Genomic DNA, 14,380 nt, shown 5'->3' with positions numbered 1-14,380 from the left:
AGCGGCGGAAGCGTGCAGGTCCTGCTCTCAAGGTAGTACTCCAAAGTCAAGGAACAAATCAATTTCGCTCTCGAGCGGCCCGATACGAATCACGGCCTTGCGGAACTACCGTATTTTAGCTATGTGACCCCGGGTTTGCCTGTCGCAACAATATAAGGTTTGGGCGGGTAAGAGTGTAATTTTTCTAAACAGCGGGACGTAACCTTAAATGGCGCGCATCGTGATGAAATTCGGCGGCACCTCGGTGGCCGATCTGGAACGCATCTATAATGTGGCGCGCCACGTCAAACGCGAGGTCGAGGCGGGCAATCAGGTTGCCGTCGTCGTTTCGGCCATGTCCGGCAAGACCAACGAACTGGTCGGCTGGGTGCAGAATATGCCGAAAGTCTGCGGCGCGAGCTCGCCGTTCTATGATGCCCGCGAATATGACACCATCGTCGCTTCCGGCGAGCAGGTGACGAGCGGCCTTCTGGCGATTGCGCTTCAGTCCATCGGCGTCGATGCGCGTTCGTGGCAGGGCTGGCAGATTCCGATCAAGACCGACAACGCGCATGGCGCGGCCCGTATTCAGGAGATTGACGGCTCGGAAATCATCCGCCGCATGGAAATGGGCCAGGTTGCCGTCGTCGCCGGATTCCAGGGCATCGGCCCCGACAATCGTGTTGCAACGCTCGGGCGCGGCGGTTCGGATACGTCGGCTGTCGCCATTGCTGCCGGCGTGAAGGCCGATCGCTGCGATATTTATACGGATGTCGATGGCGTCTACACCACAGACCCGCGTGTGGAGCCGAAGGCAAAGCGTCTTTCGAAGATTTCCTTCGAGGAAATGCTGGAAATGGCCTCGCTTGGCGCCAAGGTTCTACAGGTGCGCTCGGTCGAACTGGCCATGGTGCACAAGGTGCGCACCTTCGTGCGCTCGAGCTTTACGGACCCAGATGCGCCGGGCATGGGTGATCCGATCAATCCGCCCGGAACCCTTATTTGCGACGAGGATGAAATCGTGGAACAGCAGGTCGTCACAGGTATCGCCTTTGCGAAGGATGAAGCTCAGATTTCGCTGCGGCGCGTGGCCGACCGGCCGGGCGTTTCGGCAGCCATTTTCGGGCCGCTCGCCGAAGAGTACATCAATGTCGACATGATCGTGCAGAACGTGTCGGAAGACGGCTCCAAGACCGACATGACCTTCACCATTCCGACGGGCGACATCGACAAGGCGCTGAAGGTGCTGGACAAGGTCAAGGGCGAGATCGGCTTTGACAATATCCAGTCGGAAACCGGCCTTGCCAAGATTTCCGTCATCGGCATCGGCATGCGCAGCCATGCAGGCGTTGCCGCCACCGCCTTCAAGGCGCTGGCCGAGAAAGGCATCAATATCCGCGCGATCACGACATCTGAAATCAAGATTTCGATCCTGATCGACGGTCCTTATGCAGAACTGGCCGTGCGCACGCTGCACGCGGTCTATGGTCTCGACAAGTAATCAGCCGGTTCACATTCGGTTCTTAAGGCAGTGCCGCGTAGCCGAAGGGTTGCGCGGCACTGCAACATTTTGCGAGGCGCGACTATTTGTTCTGGACGTGGGTGTCAAAAATGCTCACAAAGGAATTGGCGTAACGCTTCGCTGGCGGGTAATGGGAATCGGCTGGCGAGTGCATGCCAGCAATCTGAAAGGAGCCCCCGACGATCATGCGTGAGCTGACAACCGGTCCCCGCGTACTGCTCAAGCGGTTGCGCGAATTGATGGCGGAGCCGCTGGAACCGCAGGCGCGCCTCGACCGGATCGTTCGTGAAATCGCGCAGAACATGGTCGCGGAAGTCTGCTCCTTCTATATATTGCGCGCTGATGGCGTTCTCGAACTCTATGCGACCGAAGGCCTTAATCCGCAGGCTGTTCACCTGGCGCAGCTTCGCCTCGGCCAGGGTCTGGTCGGCACGATTGCCGCAAGTGCCCGTCCGCTCAACCTGACCGATGCGCAAAGCCACCCGGCCTTCGCCTATCTGCCGGAAACGGGCGAAGAAGCCTATAATTCCTTCCTTGGCGTTCCCGTCCTGCGCGCTGGCCGCACTTTGGGCGTTCTTGTCGTGCAAAACAAGACCAAGCGTGCCTATCGGGAAGACGAGGTCGAAGCACTTGAAACCACCGCCATGGTTCTTGCCGAAATCATTGCCTCCGGTGACGGGCTGCGTCTGGCCCGTCCGGGCATAGAGCTTGATCTCGGTCGTCCGATGAGCGTGACAGGCCAGGCTTTCAATGAGGGGATTGGTCTCGGCCACGTGGTTCTGCACGAACCGCGCATTGTCGTCACCAATCTTTTCAATGAGGACAGCCAGGCCGAACTCAACCGGCTGGACGAGGCGCTCGGTTCCTTGCGCATATCCATCGATGACATGCTGTCGCGCCGCGATGTGGCCGTGGAGGGTGAACATCGCGAAGTGCTGGAAGCCTATCGCATGTTTGCCCATGATCGCGGTTGGGTCCGGCGGCTGGAAGAAGCCATTCGCAACGGGCTGACCGCCGAGGCCGCAGTCGAAAAAGTACAAAGCGACACGCGCGCGCGCATGGTGCATCTGACCGATCCCTATATGCGCGAACGCCTGTCGGATTTTGACGACCTCGCAAACCGCCTGCTGCGCCAGTTGATGGGGCGCGACATCAAGACCATCGCCGAATCGTTGCTAAAGGACGCGATCATTGTCGCTCGTTCCATGGGGGCAGCCGAGCTTCTGGATTATCCGCGCGAGCGCTTGCGCGGGGTTGTTCTGGAAGATGGCGCGGCCACGAGCCATGTGGTGATCGTCGCCCGCGCCATGGGCATTCCGGTGGTCGGTCAGGCCAAGGGCATCGTCTCCATGGCTGAAAACAATGATGCGGCCATTGTCGACGGCGACGAAGGCATCATGCATCTGCGCCCGCAGGCCGATCTGGAGACGGCTTATGCCGAAAAGGTTCGCTTCCGGGCGCGGCGGCAGGCCCATTACCGCGAATTGCGGGACAAGCCATCCGTCACCAGGGACGGCGTCGGCATCTCGCTCCTGATGAATGCGGGGCTTCTCGTCGATCTGCCGCAGTTGTCGGCGTCGGGTGCGGCGGGTATCGGCCTGTTCCGCACCGAGCTTCAGTTCATGGTGGCTTCCACTTTCCCGCGAGCCGAACAGCAGGAACGCCTCTATCGCTCCGTCATCGAGGCGGCAGGCGACAAGCCGGTGACTTTCCGCACGCTGGATATCGGCGGAGACAAGGTTCTTCCCTATTTCAGCTCGACCGTGCAGGAAGAAAATCCGGCGCTCGGCTGGCGCGCCATTCGCCTGACGCTTGATCGTCCGGGGCTGCTGCGCACCCAGATCAGGGCGCTTTTGAAGGCGGCGGGCGGCCGCGAGCTGAAAATCCTGCTGCCGATGATCACGGAAGTAAGCGAGGTGAAGGCCGCGCGCGAGATTATCGATCGTGAAGTCCGTCACCTGTCGCGCTTTGCTCATCAGTTGCCGATGTGCCTGAAGCTCGGGGCGATGGTCGAGGTGCCCTCGCTGCTCTGGCAGCTTGAGGAGCTGGTGTCGCTCGTCGATTTCATTTCCGTCGGCTCGAACGATCTGTTCCAGTTCCTGATGGCGACGGATCGCGGCAACTCGCTGATGTCTGGCCGCTTCGACCAGCTTTCGCCCGCATTCCTGCGGGCGCTGCGCCACATCGTCGAGACCGGCAACCGTCATGGCAAGCCGATAACCCTGTGCGGTGAAATGGCCAGCAGGCCGCTTCCCGCCATGGCGCTGGTCGGTATCGGGTTCCGGTCGATTTCGATGTCGGCGGCGGCGATCGGGCCGGTCAAGGCCATGCTCGATGCGCTGGATGCGGGCAAGCTCACCGCTTTGCTCGCGGAAGAACTGGACAAGCCCAACAGCGCGCATTCGCTGCGTGAACTGCTGATGAGATTTGCCGAAGACAACGATATTCCGTTATAGCGAAGCAGATTGATCTGACTAAACGGTCGCGGTGCAGGATTTGCGCGGCGTCCGGTTTTGCATTCCTGCACGCCGCTTACACTATTTAGGACATGATATGATCGCATTGCCGCAGGATCGGATGGACCAGCTCTTGAAGCGGTTCTCCATGATCGAAAGCCAGATGGCCAACAATCCGGATTCGGAAACCTATGTGAAGCTTGCATCGGAATATTCCGAATTGCAGGAGGTGGTTGGCAAAATTCGCGAACTGACCGACGCCCGCCGGGAAGCGGTCGATCTGGCGGCGATGCGCGACGATACGGCCACGGATGCAGAGATGCGCGCGCTGGCGCTGGAAGAGCTGCCGGAAGTCGAAAAGCGCATCGAGGCATTGGAGCAGGAAGTCCAGATTCTGCTGCTGCCCAAGGATGCTGCCGACGAGAAGAACGCCATTCTCGAAATTCGCGCCGGTACCGGCGGTCTGGAAGCCGCGCTCTTCGCTGGCGACCTGTTCCGCATGTATGAGCGCTATGCCGCCGAAAAGGGCTGGCGGGTCGAGCTGGTCTCGGCCAGCGAAGGCGATGCCGGTGGCTACAAGGAAATCATTGCTACTGTTTCGGGCAAGGGCGTGTTCTCCAAGCTCAAGTTCGAATCAGGCGTGCACCGCGTGCAGCGCGTGCCTGAAACGGAAGCTGGCGGGCGCATCCATACCTCAGCCGCGACGGTCGCGGTTTTGCCGGAAGCGGAAGATATCGATATCGAAATCCGCAACGAGGATATCCGTATCGATACGATGCGTGCATCAGGTGCGGGCGGCCAGCACGTCAACACGACCGACTCGGCAGTGCGCATTACGCATATTCCGACCGGGATCATGGTGGTGCAGGCTGAAAAATCGCAGCACCAGAACCGCGCTCGCGCCATGCAGATATTGCGCGCACGCCTTTATGACATGGAGCGCCAGAAGGCTGAATCCGAACGGTCGGAATCGCGGCGCAGCCAGGTCGGTTCGGGCGATCGCTCCGAGCGTATCCGCACCTATAATTTCCCGCAGGGCCGCGTTACCGATCACCGCATCAACCTGACGCTCTACAAGCTCGACAGGGTCATGGAAGGCGATCTGGATGAACTGGTCGATGCGCTGATTTCCGATCACCAGACTGCACTTCTTACCGAACTGGGCCAGTAAGGTGAGTGAGATTCGCCTCGACCGGCTGATGGCCGATGCCCGGACAAGGCTTCGTGCGGCGGGCCTCGACACACCGGACATCGACGCGCGGCTTCTGGTCGAGTGGGCGACGGGCAAGACGCGGCTCGATCTGATATCCGCGCCTGAGCAACTGGTGGATGCCACCGCCATTGCGACGCTTTCCGACGCGCTGGATCGGCGCGCAAAGGGCGAGCCCGTTCATCGGATCATGGGCGTGCGCGAGTTTTTCGGCCTGCCTTTCCGGCTTTCCGCTGAGACGCTGGAACCGCGTCCCGATACGGAAGCGCTGGTGGAGCTGGTCATTCCGGCACTGGAAGTGCTTGCGGAGGAGCAGGGTACGCTGGAGCTCCTCGACATGGGAACCGGAACGGGCGCGATCATCATCTCGCTTCTGCACCGCTTCGAGCGCGCGCATGGCGTCGGTCTCGATATGGCGGAAGGCGCGCTGGCAATGGCGCGAATCAATGCTGTTGCCAATGGGATGGGCGACCGATTTGCCGCGCTTAAAAGCGACTGGTTCCAGAATGTGAGCGGGCGGTTTCATCTTATCGTCTCAAATCCGCCCTATATTCCGCATGACGACATTGCGGGACTGTCGCGTGAAGTGCGTGAACATGATCCGCTTGCAGCGCTCGATGGCGGCGCCGACGGATTGAATTTTTACCGGGCCCTTGCACAGAAGGCGGCAGATCACCTATATAAGGAAGGAATGGTTGCCGTAGAGATCGGCGCCGGACAATTCCAGGATGTTGAAGCGCTGTTCGAAAGCGCAGGTTTTTCACTCGCAGGATATGCAAGTGATCTTGGCGGCCACAGAAGGGCCATGCTTTTCGAGCACAAATCGCTTACGCAATTTTGATGCGGCCAACCGCTAAAAAACACTTGGAATTTGCGGCGAAGCCGTTTAGTTTCCGGCCACCGTATACAGCCAGAATGGTTTTGCCCGCTGATGGGCGGTGGCGGAAATGCTCCATGACGATTTTTGGTCATGCTCCCTGGAGGGTTCTTTGGGGATGGCTTGTGCGGAAGTACACGACTTTCAAGCATAATCTCGAAGAGCAAAGCTTTTCGGAATGGTTATGCATTAATGCAACCGCGGAGTTTCGGTGACTTTCAAAAGGCGCACCTAACTCAGGAGCAGTCGATTTGTGGGAAGTTTTTAGGGCGTACTTCCTCCATGGCTCGATAGCGTGAAACCGGCAGCTTTTTTGGCTGTGGAGTTTCTACGCCCTTTAATCTGAAAAGAGATGAATATGAGGCCAGCACAGCAGAACAGGCGCATGCGCGGACGGGGGAATAACAATAACAACAACAACCGCAAGGGCCCCAATCCTCTGTCGCGCAACTATGAAAGCAATGGCCCGGATGTGAAAATCCGCGGCAATGCGCAACATATTGCAGAAAAATACTCGGCACTTGCCCGCGACGCACAGGCATCTGGCGATCGCGTGATGGCAGAAAACTATCTTCAGCACGCTGAACATTACAATCGCATCATCATGGCTGCCATGGCGCAGAATCCGGTGCCGTTCCAGCGCGAAGAAACCTTCGACGATGACGGCGCGGATGATGAGGAAGCAGGTTTCACGCCTGCCGCCGTGCAGCAGCCCGTCAACGGTTCCGGCCCGCAGCCGGTTATCGAAGGCACGCCAGCCGAAGTTGTCTACGGTGAAGAGAACGGCGAACCGGTAAAGTCCGGCGAAGGTCGCCAGCAGCCGCGTGAACGCGACAATCGCGACCGTCGTCTCGGTCGTGGTCGCCGTCCGCAGCGTGAGCGCTTCAACGCCGACGAACGTTCCGATGAACAATCGCAGGAAAAGCAGGCTCAGCCAGCGGCTGAAGAGGCTCCGGCTCCGGTTGAAGCTGTTGCCGAGCAGGCAGCGCCGGCTGTCGCCGAGGTCGCTCCTGCTGCCGACGCAGCGCCCGCAGAAGAAGCAGCACCGCGCCGCGCCACGCGCCGCCCGGGCCGTCCGCGCCGTGCCGCAAAGGATAGCGGTGACGAAACGCCGGTAACGGAAACGGCGAATTCCGACGCTTGATTGCTTCTTCGGATTGAATTCAAAATGGCGCGGTTTCCGCGCCATTTTTATTTGGTTAGCCAAGTGCCTGTAACCCTTGCCGAAACCCAGGCCTCGTCCCATATGCTGTCTTGGAAAGAAGCTCGCCCATTTGTGGGGGCTTCGTCACCATACATCTTCTGGTGCCGCATGACGGGCCGGAAGGCAAAGGAGACATCATGAATATCGAAAAATACACGGAACGCGTTCGCGGTTTCATTCAGTCTGCACAGACATTCGCGCTGTCGTCCGGCAACCAGCAGTTTACGCCTGAGCACGTGCTGAAGGTTCTCGTCGATGACGATGAGGGACTTGCCTCGTCTCTGATCGAGCGTGCAGGCGGACGGATTGCCGATGTGCGCATCGGCTTGCAGACCGCGCTCGAAAAGCTGCCCAAAGTGTCGGGCGGCAACGATCAGCTTTATCTTTCGCAGCCGCTTGCCAAGGTCTTCTCGCTTGCCGAGGAGCTTGCCAGCAAGGCGGGTGACAGTTTCGTCACCGTCGAGCGCCTCCTGACGGCGCTGGCGATGGAAAAATCCGCAAAGACGTCTGAAATTCTTTCCGCTGCCGGTGTGACGCCGACGGCGCTCAACAAGGTCATAAACGACATGCGCAAAGGCCGCACCGCCGATTCGGCGTCTGCTGAAAGCAATTATGATGCGTTGAAGAAATATGCCCGCGATCTGACCGAGGATGCGCGCTCGGGCAAGCTCGACCCGGTGATCGGCCGCGACGAGGAAATTCGCCGCACGATCCAGGTTCTGTCGCGCCGCACCAAGAACAATCCGGTTCTGATCGGCGAGCCGGGCGTTGGCAAGACCGCAATCGCGGAAGGTCTGGCGCTGCGCATCGTCAATGGCGACGTGCCGGAATCGCTGAAGGACAAGCAGTTGATGGCGCTCGACATGGGCGCGCTGATTGCCGGTGCCAAATATCGCGGCGAGTTTGAGGAACGTCTGAAAGCAGTGCTTTCGGAAGTGCAGACGGCTGCCGGACAGATCATCCTGTTCATCGATGAAATGCATACGCTCGTCGGTGCAGGCAAGTCCGATGGCGCGATGGATGCATCGAACCTGTTGAAGCCTGCCCTTGCGCGTGGCGAACTGCATTGCGTCGGCGCGACGACGCTGGAAGAATACCGCAAATATGTCGAGAAGGATGCAGCGCTTGCCCGCCGCTTTCAGCCGGTATTCGTCGATGAACCGACAGTCGAGGATACGATTTCGATCCTGCGCGGCCTGAAGGAAAAATACGAGCAGCATCACAAGGTCCGCGTTTCGGATTCGGCTCTGGTCGCCGCGGCGACCCTGTCGAACCGCTACATCACCGACCGCTTCCTGCCGGACAAGGCAATCGATCTTGTCGATGAGGCGGCATCGCGTCTGCGCATGCAGGTTGATTCCAAGCCGGAAGAGCTGGATGAAATCGACCGTCGCATCATGCAGTTGAAGATCGAGCGCGAAGCGTTGAAGGTTGAAACCGACGCTGCTTCCAAGGATCGTTTCCAGCGCCTGGAAAAGGAGCTGACCGATCTGGAAGAGGAATCGGCGGAACTGACCTCGAAATGGCAGGCTGAAAAGCAGAAGCTCGGGCTTGCCGCCGATCTCAAGCGCCAGCTTGAAGAGGCACGCAACGCTCTCGCCATCGCGCAGCGCAGCGGTGAGTTCCAGAAGGCGGGTGAGCTTGCCTATGGCAAGATTCCGCAGCTGGAAAAGCAGCTTGTCGAAGCGGAGAGCCAGGAAAACAAGGGTTCCCTGCTCGAGGAAACCGTTACGCCTGATCACGTGGCGCAGATCATTTCTCGCTGGACGGGCATTCCGGTCGACCGGATGCTGGAAGGCGAGCGCGAGAAGCTGCTGCGCATGGAAGACGAACTCGCAAAACGCGTCGTCGGACAGGGCGAAGCCGTGCAGGCCATATCCAAGGCTGTCCGCCGTGCGCGTGCCGGGCTTCAGGACCCGAACCGTCCTATCGGTTCGTTCATCTTCCTCGGCCCCACAGGCGTCGGCAAGACGGAACTGACCAAGGCGCTCGCCTCGTTCCTTTTCCAGGACGACACGGCCATGGTTCGTATCGACATGTCGGAATTCATGGAAAAGCATTCCGTGAGCCGGCTGATCGGTGCGCCTCCCGGCTATGTCGGCTATGAGGAAGGCGGCGTTTTGACGGAAGCCGTGCGCCGCAGGCCCTATCAGGTGATCCTGTTCGACGAGATCGAAAAGGCGCATCCCGATGTGTTCAACGTGCTGTTGCAGGTGCTGGATGACGGACGCCTGACCGACGGGCAGGGCCGCACGGTCGATTTCCGCAATACGGTCATCATCATGACCTCCAACCTCGGTGCCGAATATCTCGTCAATCTTGGCGAGAAGGACGATGTCGAGTCGGTGCGCGAGGAAGTGATGGGCGTGGTGCGTGCCGCCTTCCGTCCGGAATTCCTGAACCGTGTCGATGAAATCATCCTGTTCCACCGGCTGCGCCGCGAAGACATGGGTGCGATTGTCGATATCCAGATGCAGCGTCTCCAGATGCTTCTGAGCGATCGCAAGATCGTGCTGCAGCTGGAAGAGGATGCACGTGAATGGCTGGCCAATAAGGGTTACGACCCGGCCTATGGCGCGCGTCCGCTTAAGCGCGTCATCCAGAAGGAAGTTCAGGACCCGTTGGCCGAGCGCATTCTTCTGGGCGACATTCTGGACGGTTCCATCGTCAAGATTACCGCCGGTTCGGACAGGCTAAACTTCCGTCCGATTCGCGGTGCGCTTGAGGAGGAAGGTGAGACCGTTGGCGAGAACGCCTGAACGTTAGAGCATAATCCGACCGGAGTGAAACGAGGATCGATAAGATTATGCGTGAAATAGAAGAAGTTAGTGCGCCGATCTGATTCATTCAGATCAAAACGCGCTCTGATGAGTTGAATGCCATGGCGTCGCAACCCGACAGGTTGCGGCGCCTTTTTCATATAAACCCTGACAAGTTTTCCGGTTTTCAGCCGATCTCGGCCATTTTCATGTCCAGTTCATCTGGCATCTGCTTTATCAGCTAATCAGTTATTAACCATATTCGCGGCATCCATGATCTCTCGATCACCCAGGGCATTCTTCATGGCGCATTACACACGCACGCTTCATTTCGCTTTGCTTGCCAGCCTGGCGGCAACCGCAGTCGATGGTCCTGCCCGCGCCAACGACAGCAGTTCCGCAACGGTTGCCGGGCGCCCGGTACAGCTTGCGCAGCTTTATGATCCGGGTGAGGAAATCTATCACGATCGCCGCGTGCGGGTGTTCATCGACCAGTATGGCCGCCGCGTTACCATGGATCGTCGCGGACGTATCCTCAGTGTCGAGGACGCCAACAATTATGATCCGAACGCCTATGACCGCCGGGTTCGCCGCGCGCCGCGGCCGGATGACAACTGGACGCTCGATGGCCCGGTCGATGGCGGTGCGCCCTATGATGGTTTCGGCAATGTGCCCGAAGATCCGAACTATTATCCAGATGCTCCGGCAGCACCGCAATATCGCGGCAACCGGGATGGACAGGTACAGCGTTCCGAACTGCCACCGGCAGGTGATCAGTATCCGGACAATACCAATTCAGCCAGCGTTGACCCCGGCTATGACGGCCAGCAGGATTACGGGCAACCTGGTTATGAGCAGCCGCGCGGTGTGCCCAATCCGAGCGATATGGCTCCTGCCATCGAAATGCCGAAAGGGCAGGGTGCAAAAGCAAAGATTGCAGCCTATCAGGTGCTTCTCGACCGCGCCGGCGCATCACCCGGTGTTATCGACGGCCGTTCGGGCAGCAATGTCGACAAGGCAGCAGCTGCCTATGGCGAGCTGACCGGCAAGTCGATCAATCCGACGGATGAAGCGGCAGTCAATGCAGAGCTTGAAGCCACGGGCGGCCCCGCCTTCACCGATTACACCATCACCAACGAAGATATCGGGCGGCAATATGTTGCCTCGATCCCGGAAGATTACGCTCACAAGGCGCAGCTTCCCGCGATGGCCTATACATCGGTCACCGAAATGCTGGGTGAGAAGTTTCATATAGACGAGGCCTATCTGAAAGAGATCAATCCCGGCGTGAACTTCAACCAGCCCGGCTCGGTCGTGAAGGTTCCCAATCTCGGCAAGCCGGTTCGAACCAAAGTGGCCCGCATCATTGCTGACAAGGGGCGCAAGCAGGTTCGCGGTTACGATGAATCGGGTAAGCTTGTCGTTGCCTATCCCTCGACCATCGGCTCGTCGGACAACCCGTCACCGTCCGGCACGGTTCAGGTCGAGCGTATCGCGATCAACCCCAATTACACCTACAATCCGAAGATCAACTTCAAACAGGGTAACAACGACAAGGTTCTGACCATTCCGCCCGGCCCGAACGGTCCCGTCGGCACGGTCTGGATCGCGCTTTCCAAGCCGACCTACGGCATTCACGGCACGCCCGAGCCGTCGAGAATCGGCAAGACGTCGAGCCATGGCTGTGTGCGATTGACCAATTGGGATGCGGAGGAACTGGCCAAGCTGGTGAAGGCTGGCGTCACGGTAGAGTTTACCGAATAAGTTTGCAGAAAAAGCCGGGCACCCGCCCGGCTTCTATCAGCTCTTCGTCGTTCCGTTCGAAGCCAGCTTGGTGCCGTTGTCATCGCTGTTCAAAAGCGCATCAATGCGGTCGCGTTCCTGCTTGAAGGCTTCAAGCTCCTTACCCGAAAGCGCCTTGTTGTCCGGCAGGCGAATGCGCAGAGGATCGACCTTGGTGTCGTTCACAATCAGTTCGTAGTGAAGATGGGGTCCAGTCGAAAGGCCCGTCGATCCCACATAGCCGATCACTTGTCCCTGCCGCACGCGTGCTCCCGCTGTGACGCCGCGGGCAATCGCGTTCTGGTGGCTGTAGCTGCTCACATAGCCATTGGCATGGCGAATGAGGGTCTGGTTACCGTAGCCATTGGTCCAGCCTGCCTTTTCCACAACACCATTGCCGGAAGCAATGATTGGCGTGCCGCGCGGTGCGGCCCAGTCCACGCCGGTATGCATGCGGCTATAGCCAAGAATCGGATGGCGGCGCATGCCGAATGGCGAGCGGAAGACACCATTGGGAACGGGATTGCGCAGCAGGAACTGCTTCGCGCTCTTGCCGTCGCCATTGAAGTAATCGACGCTGCCGTCCGGAGCCTGATAGCGATAGAACTTGCGGGTCGTTCCGCCAAAATTCGCCGCCACGTAGAGGAGTTGCGAATCGGCTTCGGGCTTATCCGGATCGTCCGGCAGCGAGAAGAATGCGTCGAGCTGGTCGCTCGGAGACAGGCGTGATTGCAGGTCGACATCGCTTGCAAGCATCTTGATAAGCTGCTCCCGCATCGTTTCCGACATGCCATAGGCCAGCGCCGCCCGGCTGATCCCGTCATAGACACTGGGCAGGTTGCCACGAATAGCCGTTGGCAATGCGTTGCCATCGAAAGCCGCCTGTAGGAGCGGGGTTTGTTCCGGTTCGTCCGACGGTATATATTGACCGCGGTCGTTGAGGGCGACTGTCACCAGATGGGTGGTGCGGTTATAGATGCTCGCGCGCACGATCCGATCCACGCCGTCACGGGTTTCTGTGCCGACCCGCAGAACGCTGCCTTCCTTCAACCGAGGCGAATTCATCAGCTTGGCGAGTGAGTCGGCCATGTTCCCGGCATCGTCGCCGGTATAGCCTGCATCTTCGAGCGCCTGCGTAATTTCGGTGGTCTGGCGGAAAGGAATCAGTTCTTCTGAAAACCCTTCGCTGACGGTATCTTCATCGCCGCGCTGTGCGACACTGACATTTTCCTGCGTAATCTTCACACCAAGCGCGGGGCCGAGCGCGAAGGGAGAGTCCGAGCCGCCAAAACGGGCGGGGTCGACATAATGAAGCGAGGCGACCTGCACGTCGCCGTCCGTCAGGAGGCCGCCGGTATCGCGCACGACCTTTTCGACCTCATCGACGGTGAGGTCGCTGGACGCGTCGAAAGTCGTGCTGTTCATCGGGAAGTCAACGACATGCAGGCTGACTTCGCTTTCGACCTTTGCGCCGTAGATCTGGCCGGCATCGGCGGGTTGTGGAGCCGCCGGGCCTTCCGAGAATACGGTCAGCGCGTCGAAGGCCGGATATTTGCGGTTGGTCGGATGATCAACGGCGAGGGCCATGCGGACAAATTCGAACGGTCGGGTCCGTATAACCTCGCGCTCGCCCACTTTCTGCATCGTGGAAAGATCGAAACGGCGCCGGTCGCGCGGCTTTTGCTGGGAGACGGTGCTGACCAGACGCCCGCCCTTGGTAACGTCAACGTCGTCGGCTACACCCGGCATGTCGTTTCGGGCAAGGATTTCAGGCGGGGTGGCCAATTGTTCACGGCCATCCAGAGCGGCAAACAATGCCACACCGATCAGCATGCATGACGTCACGCCAGTCAGGAAGGTTCCGGCGAGCCAACGGGCAGAAACCTCACGACGATCCGGAGGCCGTCGCCGTCCGCCTACGCTGAGCGGGGGCTCGTCACCCGGATCGAGATTGTTCGGCCCCATCTCTTTCATACCGCTGTAGCCGGTCCTTCTTTACAACTGACAGCACAAAACGTGCTTGAAATCGTTTGTCGGAAAGGCGGAGAAGCCGCCAATCCGGTATCAAGGTGTCTTCCATTTGTCGGAAGGCTCCCAAACGGGTCCCAAAAGGGTATGTGAGTTTTGCCTGCCGGAGAAACGTAAGTCAACGACAAGCCTGCCGGACCACGATATCCACAATCGCCCGCAAGGCGTGTGGATTGCCGGTTATCAAATTCCGGCAGAAGCTATTCGGGCAATAAGGCCGGTTTAAGGCCCTCCCAAATGCTGGAGAGGCGATGAGGGGCCTATAATATAAGTCGTATACGTGGAAATCCGGCAGCTTGTGGAAAGCTGTCAAAAAAACATCAAAAAACTTCCGCGGTGCTGTTGACAGATAGGAGAGGTCCCCCCTATATACGCCTCCACAACGAGGGCGGCGGCGCCGCAAGCGGCAGGCTGATGCGTCCTTGGAGTTGGTTGAAAGAGTTGGGCAGCGATGTTTGATTTGAGTAGGCTGGCGGCGTTGACGGGACGGAAGTCTTGTTGATGTAGGAAGAAAAGAGCTTCGATTAAGTTTGTGATTTTCTTCGAAAAAAGTGGTTGACAGG

At 58.9% G+C, this 14,380-nt stretch carries 9 protein-coding genes; 7 read left to right on the top strand and 2 right to left on the bottom strand.

The window, feature by feature from the left end:
• The first annotated feature begins 208 nt into the window (after positions 1–208).
• The 7 genes from AC0TOF_RS08410 to AC0TOF_RS08380 all read left to right on the top strand — a co-directional run bounded on the left by AC0TOF_RS08410 (position 209) and on the right by AC0TOF_RS08380 (position 11,771).
• The gene (locus AC0TOF_RS08410; RefSeq protein WP_121999988.1) at positions 209–1,480 is read left to right on the top strand and encodes an aspartate kinase; all 1,272 of its coding nucleotides are present in this window, start codon (positions 209–211) and stop codon (positions 1,478–1,480) included.
• A 206-nt stretch (positions 1,481–1,686) separates the two neighbouring features.
• The gene (ptsP, locus tag AC0TOF_RS08405; protein ID WP_473767891.1) at positions 1,687–3,957 is read left to right on the top strand and encodes a phosphoenolpyruvate--protein phosphotransferase; all 2,271 of its coding nucleotides are present in this window, start codon (positions 1,687–1,689) and stop codon (positions 3,955–3,957) included.
• A gap of 97 nt (positions 3,958–4,054) precedes the next feature.
• Positions 4,055–5,128 carry a peptide chain release factor 1 gene (gene prfA / locus AC0TOF_RS08400; protein ID WP_473767890.1) on the top strand — a complete coding sequence of 358 codons (1,074 nt, stop codon included), beginning with the start codon at positions 4,055–4,057 and terminating at the stop codon, positions 5,126–5,128.
• 28 nt (positions 5,129–5,156) lie between these two features.
• Entirely contained in the window at positions 5,157–6,008 is an 852-nt protein-coding gene (gene prmC, locus AC0TOF_RS08395; RefSeq protein ID WP_473768110.1) for a peptide chain release factor N(5)-glutamine methyltransferase, read from the top strand.
• Between the two features lie 394 nt (positions 6,009–6,402).
• Positions 6,403–7,188: a DUF4167 domain-containing protein gene (locus AC0TOF_RS08390; RefSeq protein WP_473767889.1), complete on the top strand. Its 786-nt coding sequence runs from the start codon at positions 6,403–6,405 to the stop codon at positions 7,186–7,188.
• Positions 7,189–7,385: 197 nt separating this feature from the next.
• Positions 7,386–10,007: an ATP-dependent chaperone ClpB gene (clpB, locus tag AC0TOF_RS08385; protein WP_473767888.1), complete on the top strand. Its 2,622-nt coding sequence runs from the start codon at positions 7,386–7,388 to the stop codon at positions 10,005–10,007.
• 303 nt (positions 10,008–10,310) lie between these two features.
• Entirely contained in the window at positions 10,311–11,771 is a 1,461-nt protein-coding gene (locus tag AC0TOF_RS08380) for a L,D-transpeptidase (RefSeq protein WP_473767887.1), read from the top strand.
• Positions 11,772–11,807: 36 nt separating this feature from the next.
• Here AC0TOF_RS08380 and AC0TOF_RS08375 read toward each other — a convergent pair whose 3' ends face one another.
• Both AC0TOF_RS08375 and AC0TOF_RS08370 read right to left on the bottom strand, forming a co-directional pair.
• Positions 11,808–13,763 carry a M23 family metallopeptidase gene (locus AC0TOF_RS08375; RefSeq protein WP_121999995.1) on the bottom strand — a complete coding sequence of 652 codons (1,956 nt, stop codon included), beginning with the start codon at positions 13,761–13,763 and terminating at the stop codon, positions 11,808–11,810.
• A gap of 363 nt (positions 13,764–14,126) precedes the next feature.
• Positions 14,127–14,380, bottom strand: a 254-nt coding sequence (locus AC0TOF_RS08370; RefSeq protein ID WP_473767886.1) for a hypothetical protein, incomplete at its 5' end; no start/stop codon positions are given.

The sequence above is a fragment of the Ochrobactrum sp. PL_is501 genome (genome assembly GCF_055816895.1).
Note: the sequence above shows the minus strand (reverse complement) of the source record. Positions and strands in the feature narration are given on the sequence as shown.

Bases quoted from the DNA above. Each gene is read 5' to 3' on its own strand.
- prfA (WP_473767890.1), top strand. From the start codon at position 4,055: ATGATCGCATTGCCGCAGGATCGGATGGACCAGCTCTTGAAGCGGTTC.
- AC0TOF_RS08375 (WP_121999995.1), bottom strand. From the start codon at position 13,763: ATGAAAGAGATGGGGCCGAACAATCTCGATCCGGGTGACGAGCCCCCG.
- prmC (WP_473768110.1), top strand. From the start codon at position 5,157: ATGGCCGATGCCCGGACAAGGCTTCGTGCGGCGGGCCTCGACACACCG.
- AC0TOF_RS08380 (WP_473767887.1), top strand. From the start codon at position 10,311: ATGGCGCATTACACACGCACGCTTCATTTCGCTTTGCTTGCCAGCCTG.
- clpB (WP_473767888.1), top strand. From the start codon at position 7,386: ATGAATATCGAAAAATACACGGAACGCGTTCGCGGTTTCATTCAGTCT.
- ptsP (WP_473767891.1), top strand. From the start codon at position 1,687: ATGCGTGAGCTGACAACCGGTCCCCGCGTACTGCTCAAGCGGTTGCGC.
- AC0TOF_RS08390 (WP_473767889.1), top strand. From the start codon at position 6,403: ATGAGGCCAGCACAGCAGAACAGGCGCATGCGCGGACGGGGGAATAAC.
- AC0TOF_RS08410 (WP_121999988.1), top strand. From the start codon at position 209: ATGGCGCGCATCGTGATGAAATTCGGCGGCACCTCGGTGGCCGATCTG.